Annotated in this window: 15 protein-coding genes and 3 tRNA genes; 11 read left to right on the plus strand and 7 right to left on the minus strand. The window is 67.3% G+C overall.

Annotated elements, in window-relative coordinates:
• Positions 1-31 precede the first annotated feature (31 nt).
• The 4 genes from OX958_RS03920 to OX958_RS03935 are packed head-to-tail and all read left to right on the plus strand — an operon-like array spanning position 32 to position 5581.
• Positions 32-1996, plus strand: a complete 1965-nt coding sequence (locus tag OX958_RS03920; protein ID WP_270135772.1) for a dihydroxy-acid dehydratase — start codon at positions 32-34, stop codon at positions 1994-1996.
• On the plus strand, positions 1996-3336 hold the full coding sequence (locus OX958_RS03925; protein WP_270135773.1) for a lactate racemase domain-containing protein: 1341 nt from the start codon (positions 1996-1998) through the stop codon (positions 3334-3336). The genes OX958_RS03920 and OX958_RS03925 overlap by 1 nt, the downstream gene beginning before the upstream one ends.
• Entirely contained in the window at positions 3333-4208 is an 876-nt protein-coding gene (locus OX958_RS03930) for a U32 family peptidase (protein ID WP_270135774.1), read from the plus strand. Before OX958_RS03925 ends, OX958_RS03930 begins: the two co-directional genes overlap by 4 nt.
• Positions 4205-5581: an FAD-binding oxidoreductase gene (locus OX958_RS03935; protein ID WP_270135775.1), complete on the plus strand. Its 1377-nt coding sequence runs from the start codon at positions 4205-4207 to the stop codon at positions 5579-5581. Before OX958_RS03930 ends, OX958_RS03935 begins: the two co-directional genes overlap by 4 nt.
• A 46-nt stretch (positions 5582-5627) precedes the next feature.
• On the opposite strand, the gene OX958_RS03940 is transcribed toward OX958_RS03935, so the two are convergent.
• The 7 genes from OX958_RS03940 to OX958_RS03970 form a co-directional block, all read right to left on the minus strand.
• Positions 5628-5825, minus strand: a complete 198-nt coding sequence (locus OX958_RS03940; RefSeq protein WP_270135776.1) for a hypothetical protein — start codon at positions 5823-5825, stop codon at positions 5628-5630.
• A 130-nt stretch (positions 5826-5955) separates the two neighbouring features.
• Complete coding sequence (locus tag OX958_RS03945; protein ID WP_270135777.1) at positions 5956-7149, minus strand: RtcB family protein; 1194 nt, start codon at positions 7147-7149, stop codon at positions 5956-5958.
• Between the two features lie 37 nt (positions 7150-7186).
• Positions 7187-7259, minus strand: a tRNA-Gln gene (locus OX958_RS03950).
• 32 nt (positions 7260-7291) lie between these two features.
• Entirely contained in the window at positions 7292-7738 is a 447-nt protein-coding gene (locus OX958_RS03955) for an HNH endonuclease (RefSeq protein ID WP_270135778.1), read from the minus strand.
• Between the two features lie 101 nt (positions 7739-7839).
• Positions 7840-7913: transfer RNA gene (locus tag OX958_RS03960), tRNA-Arg, on the minus strand.
• Between the two features lie 284 nt (positions 7914-8197).
• Positions 8198-8341 (minus strand): hypothetical protein, encoded by a 144-nt coding sequence (locus tag OX958_RS03965; RefSeq protein WP_270135779.1) that lies wholly within the window; start codon positions 8339-8341, stop codon positions 8198-8200.
• Between the two features lie 102 nt (positions 8342-8443).
• On the minus strand, positions 8444-8812 hold the full coding sequence (locus OX958_RS03970) for a VOC family protein (RefSeq protein WP_270135780.1): 369 nt from the start codon (positions 8810-8812) through the stop codon (positions 8444-8446).
• Between the two features lie 63 nt (positions 8813-8875).
• Between OX958_RS03970 and OX958_RS03975 the strand changes: the two genes are divergently transcribed.
• The 7 genes from OX958_RS03975 (at position 8876) to OX958_RS04005 (ending at position 13586) form a co-directional block, all read left to right on the plus strand.
• The gene (locus OX958_RS03975) at positions 8876-9316 is read left to right on the plus strand and encodes a MarR family winged helix-turn-helix transcriptional regulator (RefSeq protein WP_270135781.1); all 441 of its coding nucleotides are present in this window, start codon (positions 8876-8878) and stop codon (positions 9314-9316) included.
• Between the two features lie 87 nt (positions 9317-9403).
• A tRNA-Thr gene (locus tag OX958_RS03980) sits at positions 9404-9479 on the plus strand.
• A gap of 282 nt (positions 9480-9761) precedes the next feature.
• The gene (locus OX958_RS03985; protein WP_270135782.1) at positions 9762-9956 is read left to right on the plus strand and encodes a hypothetical protein; all 195 of its coding nucleotides are present in this window, start codon (positions 9762-9764) and stop codon (positions 9954-9956) included.
• Between the two features lie 5 nt (positions 9957-9961).
• Positions 9962-10480 carry a DUF6879 family protein gene (locus tag OX958_RS03990; protein ID WP_270135783.1) on the plus strand — a complete coding sequence of 173 codons (519 nt, stop codon included), beginning with the start codon at positions 9962-9964 and terminating at the stop codon, positions 10478-10480.
• Positions 10461-11318, plus strand: coding sequence for a helix-turn-helix domain-containing protein (locus tag OX958_RS03995; RefSeq protein WP_270135784.1), 858 nt, complete (start codon positions 10461-10463; stop codon positions 11316-11318). The genes OX958_RS03990 and OX958_RS03995 overlap by 20 nt, the downstream gene beginning before the upstream one ends.
• Before the next feature lie 47 nt (positions 11319-11365).
• A complete protein-coding gene (locus OX958_RS04000) occupies positions 11366-11569 on the plus strand; it encodes a hypothetical protein (protein WP_270135785.1) in 204 nt (67 codons plus the stop codon).
• Between the two features lie 508 nt (positions 11570-12077).
• Positions 12078-13586 (plus strand): P-loop ATPase, Sll1717 family, encoded by a 1509-nt coding sequence (locus OX958_RS04005; RefSeq protein ID WP_270135786.1) that lies wholly within the window; start codon positions 12078-12080, stop codon positions 13584-13586.
• Positions 13587-13599 lie beyond the last annotated feature (13 nt).

A 13599-nucleotide genomic window follows, 5' to 3' on the forward strand; every position in this document is an offset into this window, starting at 1 on the left:
CCGGCACCGCAACCACCCCGGAGGTTCCCCTGTGAGCGACAAGCCGAGCGACCCCGACGCGCCGACTCCCGCCTCAGCCGCATCGACCCCGCCCACCGGGGACCCGGCGACCACCCCGCCTACCGGGGATCCGGCGACCACCCCGCCCACCGCGGATCCCGGGACACCTCCGCATGGCGCCGTCCTCGGCGACCCGGAAGGCGAGCCGACGCCGGAGAAGACCGGCCGCCCGCCGGGTGCCGCTCCGAGTACCGAAGGGGCGTCCGCCGCGGCGGGCGGGACCGGGCGCCGGAGCTTCGACCACTGGTTCGGGGAGAAGGATCGCAACGGGTTCATCCACCGGTCCTGGATGCGGGCGCAGGGCTTCTCCGACGAGGTGTTCGACGGCCGCCCGGTGATCGGGATCTGCAACACCTGGTCCGAGCTCACGCCCTGCAACGCGCACCTGCGCCGGCTGGCCGAGTCGGTGAAGCGCGGGGTGTGGCAGGCGGGCGGGTTCCCGCTGGAGTTCCCGGTGATGTCGCTCGGCGAGACGATGCTGCGGCCGACCGCGATGCTGTTCCGCAACCTGCTCAGCATGGACGTCGAGGAGTCGCTGCGCGGCAATCCGATCGACGGTACCGTCCTGCTGACCGGCTGCGACAAGACCACGCCGGGCTCGATCATGGGTGCGGCTTCGGTTGACCTCCCGACCCTGGTGGTGACCGGCGGCCCGATGCTCAACGGCAAGTTCCGCGGCTGTGACATCGGCTCCGGTACTGCGGTCTGGCGGTTCACCCAGGACGTCAACGCCGGCCGGATGACGCAGGAGGACTACGCCGCCGCCGAGTCGGGCATGTCCCGCAGCAACGGCCACTGCATGACGATGGGCACGGCGTCCACGATGGCCTGTATGGCCGAAGCGCTCGGCCTGCAGCTCACCGGTTCGGCCGCGATCCCGGCCGTCGACTCCCGCCGGTACGCGACCGCGCAGCTGGCGGGCCAGCGGATCGTCAAGATGGTCGAGGAGGATCTCAAGCCGAGCGACATCCTGACCCGCGACGCGTTCGCCAACGCGGTCCGGGCCAACGCCGCGATCGGTGGTTCGACCAACGCGGTGATCCATCTGCTGGCGATCGCCGGCCGGGTCGGCGTCGACCTGACACTGGACGACATGGACGAGTGGGCCCGCGGCGTACCGTGGCTGGTCGACCTGCAGCCGTCGGGCAAGTACCTGATGGAGGACTTCTACTACGCGGGCGGCCTGCCCGCCGTGATGCGGGAGATCTTGCCGCTGCTGAAGGCCGACGCGATCACGGTCACCGGCAGGACCATCGGTGAGAACGTCGCGAACACCGAGCGGACCGTCGACACCGACGTGATCCGGGCCGTCGACAACCCGCTCGGCAGCGGCGCCGGAACCGCTGTGCTGAAGGGAAATCTGGCTCCGGACGGCGCCGTGGTCAAACAGTCCGCGGCGTCCGAGCGGTTGCTGCAGCACCGCGGCAAGGCGTTGGTGTTCAGCAGCATCGAGGAGTACGACCTGGCCGTCGACGACCCGGACCTCGACGTCGACGAGGACACGGTGCTGGTGCTGCAGAACGCCGGCCCGCGGGGCTATCCCGGGATGCCTGAGGTCGGCAACATGACGATCCCGCGCAAGCTCGCCGAGCAGGGAGTGGAGGACATGGTCAGGATCTCGGACGCCCGGATGAGCGGTACGGCGTACGGGACGGTGGTGCTGCACGTCGCGCCCGAGGCGGCCGTTGGCGGTCCGCTGGCGCTCGTCCGCACGGGTGACTGGATCGAGCTCGACGTACCGGCCCGAACCCTGCATCTGGATGTCTCGGAGGAGGAGCTGGCCAAGCGCCGCGCGGACTGGCAGCCCGCGCCGGCGTCGACCGATCGCGGCTGGGCCCGGCTGTACGTCGACCACGTCACCCAGGCCAACCTTGGCTGCGACCTCGACTTCCTGGTCGGCCGGACCGGCTCAGCCGTAGCCCGCCAGAGCCACTGATGTCAGGCGGCAAGGAGGCTTCGTCGAGCGGCAGGCCGTGGGGCCCGTTCGAAGCCATCCGTGGTCTGCGACCGGACGGTGTTCTGCCACAGGTCACGCCGATCCGCCGTCTCCTGCACGACGTCCCCACCGAAGCCGACCCGTACGCCGCCGCGCAGGCCGCGCTTGCGCCGCTGGCCACGGCGATCCGCCCGGGCGACCGGATCGCGGTCACCGCCGGGAGCCGGGGCATTCACGACCTGGTGACCGTCGTCCGTGCCGCGGTCGACTGGTTGCGGGCGGCCGGCGCGGAGCCGTTCGTCGTACCGGCGATGGGATCACACGGTGGCGCCACCGCCGACGGGCAGCGCGAGATGCTGGCCGGCCTCGGCGTCACGGCGGAGTCGGTCGGTTGCCCGGTCGAGGCAACTATGGAGACAGTTGTCCTAGGCAACTTGCCGGACGGTACTCCGGTCCACCACGACGCGTTGGCAGCAAAAGCCGACGGCGTCCTGCTGATCAACCGGGTCAAACCGCACACGGACTTCCACGGCCCGGTCGAGAGCGGGCTCGGCAAGATCCTCGCGATCGGCCTGGGCAACCACCAGGGCGCCGCCACCCTGCATGCCGGCGGCATCCCGTCGCTCGGCGCCGCGATCGAGGCGGCAGCCAAGCTCATCGTCGGGTCGGGCAAGATCCTGGGCGGCCTCGCGATTCTCGAGAACGCCTACGAGAAGACCGCCGCCGTCGAGCTGGTCGTTGCCGACGGCATCGCTTCGGCGGCGGAGAACGCCTTGCTGCAAAGGGCTGCTGGGTTGATGGCACGTCTGCCGTTCGAGCAGCTCGACGTACTCGTGGTCGATGAGCTGGGCAAGGACAAGTCCGGCACCGGGATGGACACGAACGTGCTCGGGCGGTGCTGGGTCTTCGGCATCCCGGAGTTCGAGTCGCCGTCCATCGCCGCGGTCAGCGTGCACCGACTGTCGGACGCCTCGCACGGGAACGCGTCGGGACTCGGCCTGGCTGACGTGGTTCCGGCGAGGATTCTGGAGCAGATCGACCTGCAGGCCAGTTACGTGAACGCGCTGACCTCCGGCGCGGGTGGCGCGCGGCGGTCGCGCCTGCCGATGGTGCTGGAGGACGACGCCGCCGCGATCCTGGGTGCTGTCACGATGAGTGGACGCCGCGACTGGTCGGAGCTCCGGCTGGCCAGGATCCGTGACACGCTGTCGCCGAACGAGCTGATGGTCTCGCCGGCTCTGCTGGACGAGGCCGCCGAGCGGTTCGATCTGGAGATCACCGGGAGCGCGCGGGAGCTGACCGACGTGACCGGCACGTTGACTGGCTGGGGAGAACGATGAACCTGCGGGAAGCGCACGGACTGCTGGCCGACCGGGGGCTGATCAGCCCGGCACCCGACTTCGCCTCGACGCGGCGGTTCGCCGGCGGAGCGGCGTACCGGGTGGAGATCCCGAGCTGCGAAGGACCCGCGGTGATGCGGACCGTGCTCGACGAGGCGGCTGCCCGCGGGGTCACCGTGCACCGGGTCTCACAGGGCAGTGGCGTGATGATGCTGACCGACGGCGAGATCGACGAGATGCTCACCCTGGGCGCCGATCACGAGGTCGAGGTCTGTCTCTTCCTCGGCCCGCGGGGCGCCTGGGACACCGGCGGCCAGGCGAAGGTCTCGGCCGCGGTGGGTGGCGTTGCCCGTGGCAACGACATGGTGGCCGCGTCGCTGTGTGACGCGTACCGCGCGGTCGAGCTGGGCGTCCGGAGCCTGCTGGTCGGCGATCTCGGCGTGCTGGAACTGCTCGGCCTGCTGAAGAAGGAAGGCGAGCTGCCGGCCGACCTGGTGCTGAAGACCTCGGTGCTGATGCCGTTGGCCAACGCCTCGACCGCCGCGCTCTACGAGCGGCTGGGCGCGACCAGCCTGAACGTCTCGACGGACCTCCCGATCGGGGTGCTGGCCGAGATCCGCGCCGCGACCACGGTGCCGATCGACATGTACGTCGAGGTGCCCGACGACCAGGGTGGGCACGTGCGGTTCTACGACGTACCGGCCGTGGTGCGGGTGGCTGCGCCGGTCTATCTGAAGATGGGGTTGCGGAACGCGCCGAACATCTACCCGGCCGGCGCCCACCTGGCCGCGACGGCCGAGGCGCTCGGGCGGGAACGGGTTCGCCGTGCCGAGTTGGTGCTGCGACTGCTGGCTGAACAGGACGAGGAATGAGCTCTGACTTGCTGATCGCACGACTGCGGGCCTCGCTGGGCGAGAAGGCGGTCGTCACCGACCCCGACGTACTGGACGGTCATCGCAACGACCACGCGACCTTCTGCAAGGCGGGAGTGCCGCTGGTGCTGGTGCGGCCCGAATCGACCGCCGAGGTGCAGGAGGTGCTGCGGGCAGCGGGCGAGTACGGCGTACCGGTGGTGACGCAGGGCGCGCGGACCGGGTTGTCGGGGGCCGCGAACGCGCTCGACGGGTGTCTGCTGCTGTCGACCTCGCGGCTGAACCGGATCCTGGAGGTCTCGGTCGAGGATCAGGTCGCGGTGGTCCAGCCCGGAGTCGTGAACTCGGAATTGTCGCGGGCCGTGCTGGGGCAGGGGTTGTTCTACCCGCCGGACCCGTCGTCGTGGGAGATGTCCACGATCGGTGGCAACATCGCGACCAACGCCGGTGGACTGTGTTGTGTGAAGTACGGCGTGACGGCCGACTTCGTGCGCGGGCTCGAGGTGGTGCTCGCGTCCGGCGAGGTGGTGCGCACCGGGCGGCGGACGGCGAAGGGCGTCGCGGGGTACGACCTGACTCGGCTGATCGTCGGCTCGGAGGGCACGCTGGGCGTCGTCACCGAGGCGACGCTGGCGCTGCGGCCGGAGCCCGAGGCGGCGCTGACCGCGGCCGCGACGTTCCTGTCGATCGAGGCCGGGATCGCTGCCGCTGCTGCCGTGATGGCGTCCGGGTTGCGGCCTTCGCTGCTCGAGTTTCTCGATGGGCCGACCGCTCGGGCGATCCAGGACTATCGCGACATGGGGTTGCCCGCCGACATCGGATCGCTGCTGATCGCGCAGTCGGACCGTGGTCCCCGCGCCGCGGAGGACGTGGCCCAGATCGCCGCGATCTGCAGCTCGTTCGGCGCCGTCGAGGTGGCCGCGGCCTCCGACGCGGAGGAGTCCAGGATGTTGCTGGAGGCCCGCAGACTGGTGAACCCGGCGCTGGAGCCGCTCGGCGTGACGCTGGTGGACGACGTCGCGGTACCCCGCAGCAAGCTGGTCGCGTTGCTGGACGGGATCGCGGAGATCGCGACGAAGTACGACGTACTGATCTGTTGCCCTGGGCATGTGGGTGACGGCAACATGCATCCCACCGTGGTCTTCCCGCGGGGCGACGCGGCGGCCGAGGCCCGGGCGCTGGAGGCCTTCGGTGCCGTGATGGAACTGGGGCTGGCGCTCGGCGGCACGATCACCGGCGAGCACGGGATCGGCATCCTCAAGGCGCGCTGGCTGGAGCAGGAGTTGGGACCGGTCAGCCTCGACCTGCACCGGCGGATCAAGCAGGTCTTCGACCCGGGCAACCTGCTGAACCCGGGGAAGGTGCTGCTCTGACCGCGAGCCCGGGTACGCCGGCGGACCGGCGTACCCGGGTGGGTTGCTACTCCTCGAACGAGACGACCCGAACCCAGTCGGAGCACTCCGCCTCGCACCACACGTGATCTCCCGGATGCGCGATCCGATCGCGCTGGACGTGACCACAGGCGAGCTTCACGCGCCGCAGGGCATGCCCCTGCTGGACCGGAGCACCGGTCCTCCCACCGGGAATCCTCTTCCTCTTGTTCCTGACAGCGGCCATGGCCGGTCCTCCTTCCTTCGCTTGACGCGGTGACAGTTGCCTCCGGCAACGCCGGGCGGCAGGTTCGTAGTCCTCTGTTCAGCCCTGGACCGGCCGTCGTGTCCCCTGAACACGGCGGCCGGTCCCTGGTTCAGCCCTTCACGCAGATGACCTGCTTGAGGTGAGCAACCACCTCGACCAGGTCGGTCTGGGCGGCGATCACGGACTCGATGTCCTTGTACGCCGCCGGTAGTTCGTCCAGCACGCCGGCGTCCTTGCGGGACTCCACCCCGGAGGTCTGGGCGATCAGGTCGTCGACGGTGTAGCGGCGCTTGGCCTCGTTGCGGCTCATCCGCCGGCCTGCCCCGTGCGAGGCCGAGTAGAACGACTGCTCCGAGCCGAGACCGCGGACGACGTACGAGCCGGTCCCCATCGAGCCGGGAATCAGGCCGAGGTCACCCAGACCCGCCCGCATCGCGCCCTTGCGGGTGACCAGCAGGTCGAGGTCGTCGATCGTCTCCTCCGCCACGTAGTTGTGGTGGCACGAGATCGGCTTCTCGAAGGTGATCTGCTGCTCGAACGACTCCCGGACGGCCTGCATCACCAGGGCGAGCATCACCGCACGGTTGCGCGAGGCGTACTCCTGCGCCCAGGTGAGGTCCTGGCGGTAGGCGTCCATCTCCGGCGTACCGGTCAGGAAGACCGCCAGATCGCGATCCGGCAGGTCGGCGTTGTGCGGCAGCGCCTTCGCGATCCGCATGTGCCGCTCCGCCAGCTCCTTGCCGATGTTGCGCGACCCCGAGTGCAGCATCAGCCAGACCCGGTCGTCGTCGTCCAGGCAGACCTCGATGAAGTGGTTCCCGCCGCCCAGCGACCCCATCTGCTGGTGGGCCTTCTTCTCCCGGTCCTGGACGCCGTCGTGCAGGCTCGAGAACGATCCCCAGAACTTGTCCCAGCCGCGATCGAGCCCGAGTTTGCGCACACTGACCGGGTGCTGGTGCCCCCCGAACCCGACCGGTACGGCGGCCTCGATCCGCGACCGGATGCCCGCCAGGTCGTCCGGCAGGTCCGACGCCGTCAGCGAGGTGAGCACGCCTTCCATGCCGCAGCCGATGTCGACCCCGACCGCGGCCGGCGACACCGCTTGGTACATCGCGATGACCGAACCGACGGTCGCGCCCTTGCCCAGGTGCACGTCCGGCATCACCCGCACCCCGTGCACCCACGGCAGCGCCGCGATGTTGCGCAGCTGCTGCAGAGCCTGGGCTCCCACCTCGTGCTCCTGGGCCCACATCAGAGTGGAGCTCTTGGCCCCACTCAGCGCGACCGGGTACTGAACGTTCATCTCCCCACTCCTCTGGTTGTGTTGGTACAGCACGAAGCTGCCAGGGCAGGGCTCGAACCTGCGGGGCCTCGGGTCAGAACCGAGGGCGGGATACCGTCACCCACCTGGCAACGCGCTCCGCGCGGCACCGGTGAGTGCGACGTCAGAGAGCTAACTCAGCACGCGAAGGAATCCACGGCTGCCACAGCAGTGGCATACCGGCCTCCTCGGGCGTGCGGCAGCCTTTCTTCTCGTTGCAACGTGCGTGCGCGGCGACAGCGTTCAGCCACTCGCCGCGGCCACCACGGGACCGGGGTACGACGTGGTCCATCGTGGTGGCGCCGGTTTGGCCGCAGTACGCACAGCGGTGCTTGTCGCGCTTCAGCACGCCGACTCGCGTGTACTGCAGGCGACCGGAGGCGTAGCGCCATTTGGTGACGACGTAGCGCACCAGGCGCAGTACGCGGGGGAAGGGGAAGGGACCGATGCTGGCGCCGTCGTGCGCTTCCTCGACGACCGCGACCTCCCGGACAAGCATCCGGATGGCGTGCTGGACCGACACGACGTGCAGCTGCTCATATGAGGCATTGAGCACGATGACACCGCTCATGGTGGTTCCTCCTCTCCTCCAGTGTGCCCGACGGGTAGTTGCCGGGTCAGCTTTCTCGGTGCCGTCGCTCGATCGGGTGATGGCACCGACTTGTGATGCGGTACGCCCGGCAGGACTCGAACCTGCAACCACCTGCTTCGTAGGCAGGCACTCTCTCCGGTTGAGCTACGGGCGTCGACCGGCCCTGCGCCGGACTTTCGGATGCCCGGCGCAGGGCGCGTGCGTGGCCGGCAGTGGCGATCGGACCCTCGCCCGGTCGCATGCCGCCGACCTTGTTGTGGCGCCCGCTCGGCCGGTAGCTGAGCATGCTGCGGGCACCTGGTCTGGCTATTTGGGAATGCAGTTGTCAAGAATTCGAATTGCGGCTTGATGGGCGCAATGGTAATTGTGGCGACACAACAAAAGAGCCGCCTAGCTCCGGTGTTCCCGGCTCTGGCGGCTCCTGCTGATCAGCGAAGATCAGTCGGGCGGACCGCCGTACCTCGGGGTCAGGCTTCCTGCGAACAGGTGGATCTCGACGTTTTGACGCACGGATCGCAGGCAGGTGGACAACGGCATGCGCTCGTAGCGCCACGCCTGCCCGAACTCCCGCTTGCCGGTCACTGTGCTCTCCTGATCTGTCGATGCTTGCGGGCATTAGTTTGACCTATGCCCACAATCGAAGTCAATGTATTTGCGGCTACTTCTATTCCCCCGGCTATTTCGTCAGCCGCGGTCGTGCAGGGTGATCTGGTAGCCGTCGGGGTCGGCGAAGGTGAAGGTCCGGCCGAACGGCCCGTCGATCGGCGCGGAGACGATGGGGTGCCCGTCGGCGGCGAGGGCGTCGTGGATGGCCTGGACATCGGTGGCGTGAAGCCAGATCGCGGCGCCGATGCCGGGCCGGCCGGCGGCGTCGAGATCCGTGCCGGGAACGAGGTCGCGGAGCGCGAACGCGATCGGCTTCGTCTCGAAGACCACGGCGTGCGGAGGACCGGCTTGGGCGCGGACCAGACCGAGGTACCGCTCGTAGAACGCCTGGGAGGCGGCGAGGTCGCGCGCCTGCAGCGAGATGAAGTCGGGACCGGTGACGGGCATGATGCTGCTCCTTCGCTTCGTGTCAGTATCCTGACACGCATCAAGCTATGTCAGAATCCTGACATGAGTCAAGACGGTGTCGACCTGCAGACGTCACTGGGCTACCTGCTCAAAGAGGCGTCGAGCGCCCTGCGTACAGCCATGGAGGAGGTCCTGCGCCCCCTCGGCATGAACGTGACCCGCTACGCCTGCCTGGAACTCCTGGCCCAACGCCCCGGCCTCTCGAACTCCGACCTGGCCCGCGGCGCCTTCGTCACCCGCCAGTCGATGAACGTCCTCCTCCAGGCCCTGGAGCGCGAGGGCTATGTGACAAGACCCGCCCAGGCCCCCGTAGGCAAGATCCTCCCCACCCAACTCACCCCACTCGGCCAAGCCGCCCTCAAAGAGGCCACCGCAGCCGTCCGCTCCGTCGAACTACGAATGCTCACCGACCTGACCCCCACCGACCAGTCAGCCGCCTTCCGCATCCTGCAATCCATGATCCACTCCCTCCGCACCCCCTGACCCGCCCCTCTTCCCCGCTCCGCGGGCATCCCGATTCGGAATCAGCCCGCCACCCCGCTACACTCTTGCATCGGCCCCCGGGCCACCGCCGCCTTAGCTCAGTCGGCAGAGCGTCTCACTCGTAATGAGAAGGTCATCGGTTCGATTCCGATAGGCGGCTCCACCAGAACCCCCAGGTCAGAGGCCAGTTTCCTCGCCCGGGGGTTTCTTGTTTCCAGCCTCAAGCCCCCCTCCGTGCCCCGTCGTGCCTCCCCGATCCGGGTGGAACCCCGGAGGTTCTGATTGGTGAGGTGCCCGTAGAGGTCCATCGTCATCGAGTCGGTGGCATGGCATCGCGAATGAGAAGCTGAGTGAGCAACTTCGCGCAACATCGCTGACAGGCAACAACGCGTAACCCCAGACTCGACAGGGCAAGGTACGCAACTACGGAAGCAGGGGACTGATCATGCAACTCACGCTCGTAGCAGGCGATCCGGAGTCTCAGCCCACCAACTCACCCACCCTCTACAAGACCGATCGCGGTAGTTGGGTCGTGCAGGGCTGGGTGGTCGACGACCCCGACGCGCTGGCCGCCCTCAACCTTCCGGCCGGTGAGACTGCCGTCGAGATCCCGGATCGCATGATCCAGTTCTTCAAGTAGGACTCGTGGAGGAGATCACCGACGACGAGTTCCAAGAGCTGCTGAAGACGTTCAGCCGCAGCTCTATTCACCTTGAGACCCGTGACGCGTACGGCACCGAGGTCGAACTGCCTCACATGGCGCAGTGGGCGGCAGGCGAGCCGGATGACCTTGAGTGGCTTCAAGACTGGTGCTCCACGTTGCGCAGCCACATCGCCGCCGGTCGGACGGTACGACGTGCGCGGATCGTCTCCGAGCCTCTCAGCGACTACCAGCGGTGGACCCTCGCGATCGGTCATCCGATTGTCGAAGCCGGCGAAGACGTTCGATTCGTGCCCAGACGCGAGGTCTCCGAACTGTGTTTCCCCGGCAATGACTACTACGTGTTCGACGACGAGCGAGTTGTGTTCCTGCACTACTCCGGCGCAGGACTGAACAACGCACTGACCACCACGACGAACCCGGCAACCGTCGAGATGTGCCGCAAGGCATTCGACCAGGTGTGGCCGCTGACGATTCCCTACAGTGAGTACAAGCCCGAATAGCTCAGCCCGAAAGGTTCAGGAAGCCCTCGGGCTACGCCTTCGGAATCTGCGCAAAGATGCTGGTCTGACCGGTCGCGAGCTTGCCGCCGCGACCGGCTGGCATTTCACGCGCATCAGCAAGCTGGAGCACGGTGTGCAGACTCCCACCGATGCCGACATCCGAACTTGGTGCGGAGCATGCGGAGCCGGGGACCAGGTGGCGGACCTTGTCGCCCAGGCGCGGGCCATCGAGTCGATGTACGTCGAGTACCGACGACGCGGCTCATCCGGCATCAAGCAACTCATGCTCGCGTTCCAGAAGACCTACGAAACCGCCGAGCAGTTCAGGATCTACGAACACAACGTCATCCCCGGACTGTTTCAGACGCCCGAGTACATCCGCGCGATGCTCACGTTCTGGACGCGATTTCTCAACACCAGCATCGATGTCGACGAAGCAGTGGCCGCCCGGTTGCAGCGTCAGACCATCCTCTACGAAAGCCGGCGAAAGTTCACCGTGGTGCTGGAGGAGAACGCGCTACGGACCTGGTTCGGCACAGCCGAGACCATGGCCGGCCAGCTCGACCGGCTGCTCTCGTTGATGAATCTCCCGAACATCGCACTCGGGATCGTGCCCGCCATGCTCGAACGCCAGGGCGTCGGCTCGGCGGGCTTCTGGATGTTCGATGACAAGCTCGTCACCCTCGAAACACCCACCGCCAGCATCGAAATCACCCAGCCGCAAGAGATCCGCCTCTATGACCGCATGTTCGACCTACTCCGCCAGTCCGCCGTCTACGGCCCGGATGCACGCGCCCTGATCATCCGAACGCAATCCGAGATGAACGCCAGCAACTAGCCGCAACAACGTAGCCGCCGCGCTAACCCGGTTCCTAGCGTTGCGCTATGACAACCACGGGGAACACGTCGTTCGGAGTCGAGTGGAGCGGCCACCCCGACGACGACCACACCACCGCGACCGGCTGGCCCACACTTCGGCCGGCCGAACGCTGCGACGGCGAAAACCCGATGACCGGCAGACCCTGCATCAACGGCGAGCACAAGGGCTACCACCGCGACAACCTCGGCGCGGAGTGGCTGGATGACTAAGCGCCGATACGTTCGCGCCGACAGATGCGCCGTTGGGCCTTCCGCACCACAGCCGTCGGTCAACGGAACGGCGTCGGCCGGACGGCGAGGACCCGCGGCACGGCAGCCTCGTCCTTTCCTGGTGCGTCGAGGAGCACCTGATCCAAGGCTCACGCGGCCCGCGAGTGTCGTCCCGCAGATACCGCCAGTAGGAGTTCCGCAACCTGAGCGTGGGGCGCCAGTACACCCATGACCAGGCGGGGCAGGGGCCGACCCCTGCATCTGCGCCTGTCCCGCTGGATTCTTCCGCCGACTGATCCGCGACAGCCTAGAAGCCTGGCGACCCCCTGAGGCGCTGACCAATGCCGCAGTCGATGAACGGGCGACCACGGTCCTTTGATCGGCAGGGTCAGGTCCTCACTCCCCGCGCGATCGACCACATTCCACCGCCGACTAGGCCCCGGATCGTGCCCAATTCGCCGTCGCTTCTGGTAGGAATACGATCCGGACACGGAAGTGGAGGTGCGGGGTGGACGCTCAGCGGGTTGTGCAATCGATCTCCCTGGGTTCGCGGGTGGCGGAGGAGGAGCGGGACGATCTGTCCACCTACTTCGTCGAGACCGAGAACTGGCGCAAGGTCTACCAGGGGGAGGCGGACGTGATCTTCGCGCCGAAGGGCGGCGGGAAGAGCGCGATCTACTCGATGCTGATGGCGCGGGAGAACGACTTCTTCGACCGCGGCATCCTATTGGCGACCGCCGAGAACCCTAGTGGCGGGACTGCCTTCGCAGAGGTCGAGAAGGAACCGCCGACTTCCGAGGCTGAGTTCATCGGACTGTGGAAGATCTACTTCCTGACGATCGTTGCGCAGACGCTGGCGGATTACGACCTCACGAGCGACCCGGCGATGCGGTTGTTGGCGAAACTCGAGGAGGCGGGCCTCCTGCCGCCAAGCACGGCGGGCCGCCGCCAACTAGTGCGCAGGGCCATGGACTACGTCAAGACCTTCTTCCGGCCGCCCGCGTCGATCGAGGCGACGATGAGCGTCGACCCGAGCACCGGCGCGCCCATGTTCGTCCCCAAGATCACCTTCGTTGAACCGAGCACGGAGCAACGGCAGGCCGGCTCGCTCTTCGTCGATGAACTGTTCGATTTGGCAGAGCAGGCGCTTTACGATGCTGACGCGTCCATCTGGATCTTGCTGGACCGGCTGGACATCGCCTTCGCCGACTCGGCCAAGCTAGAAACCAACGCACTGCGTGCACTGTTTCGGGTCTACCGCGACCTTCAGACCAGGCGCAACATCGATCTGAAGATCTTCCTGCGGTCGGACATCTGGGAGTCGATAACGAGGGAAGGCTTCCGGGAGGCGAGCCACATAACGCGCGACCTGCGCATCGAGTGGAACGAGAACACGCTGCTGCGGCTGGCGGTGCAACGCCTCCTGAGCAGTGACCAACTTCGGTCACACTACGGGGTCGACCAGCAGAAGGTTCTGTCCGACATCGAGCAGCAGCGAGCCTTCTTCTACGAGGTGTACCCGCCACAGATCGATCAGGGGAGCAAGAAGCCCGCGACGATCGATTGGTGTCTCTCTCGCACGAAAGACGGAACCGGGCACAACGCTCCGCGCGAACTGATCCACCTGCTTTCGGAGGCCCGGAACAGTCAGTTGAACAGGTTTGAGACAGGGCAAGCGGCTCCCGAGGGCGGCACGGTGTTCGACCGTCAGGCGTTCAAGGAGGCGCTTCCGACCGTCTCCAAGGTGCGCCTGACCCAGACGCTTTACGCGGAGCACCCAAGCCTGCGCTCCTACATCGAGAAACTTGAAGGCCAGAAGACACGCCACAACGTGCCAAGTTTGGCAGCGATCTGGGGTGCGACGGACGCGGAGGCCGAGAAAGTGGCCGAACAACTGGTTGTCATCGGCCTCTTCGAGCCGAGGCTCAACGACTTCTGGGTGCCGTTCATGTACCGGCCCGCTCTGGCGATGGTTCAGGGTTCGGCCGAGGGCGTCGTATTGGCAGACGACGAGTAGTCGGCCGTGCAAC

Origin of the sequence: Kribbella sp. CA-293567 (assembly GCF_027627575.1) — a bacterium.
Lineage (GTDB): Bacteria > Actinomycetota > Actinomycetes > Propionibacteriales > Kribbellaceae > Kribbella.

Excerpts from the sequence above, each read along its gene's own strand:
- OX958_RS03970 (WP_270135780.1), bottom strand. The coding sequence starts at position 8,812 with ATGCCCGTCACCGGTCCCGACTTCATCTCGCTGCAGGCGCGCGACCTC.
- OX958_RS03940 (WP_270135776.1), bottom strand. The coding sequence starts at position 5,825 with ATGGCCGCTGTCAGGAACAAGAGGAAGAGGATTCCCGGTGGGAGGACC.
- OX958_RS03925 (WP_270135773.1), top strand. The coding sequence starts at position 1,996 with ATGTCAGGCGGCAAGGAGGCTTCGTCGAGCGGCAGGCCGTGGGGCCCG.
- OX958_RS03935 (WP_270135775.1), top strand. The coding sequence starts at position 4,205 with ATGAGCTCTGACTTGCTGATCGCACGACTGCGGGCCTCGCTGGGCGAG.
- OX958_RS04000 (WP_270135785.1), top strand. The coding sequence starts at position 11,366 with ATGACAACCACGGGGAACACGTCGTTCGGAGTCGAGTGGAGCGGCCAC.
- OX958_RS03930 (WP_270135774.1), top strand. The coding sequence starts at position 3,333 with ATGAACCTGCGGGAAGCGCACGGACTGCTGGCCGACCGGGGGCTGATC.
- OX958_RS03975 (WP_270135781.1), top strand. The coding sequence starts at position 8,876 with ATGAGTCAAGACGGTGTCGACCTGCAGACGTCACTGGGCTACCTGCTC.
- OX958_RS03985 (WP_270135782.1), top strand. The coding sequence starts at position 9,762 with ATGCAACTCACGCTCGTAGCAGGCGATCCGGAGTCTCAGCCCACCAAC.
- OX958_RS03945 (WP_270135777.1), bottom strand. The coding sequence starts at position 7,149 with ATGAACGTTCAGTACCCGGTCGCGCTGAGTGGGGCCAAGAGCTCCACT.
- OX958_RS03955 (WP_270135778.1), bottom strand. The coding sequence starts at position 7,738 with ATGAGCGGTGTCATCGTGCTCAATGCCTCATATGAGCAGCTGCACGTC.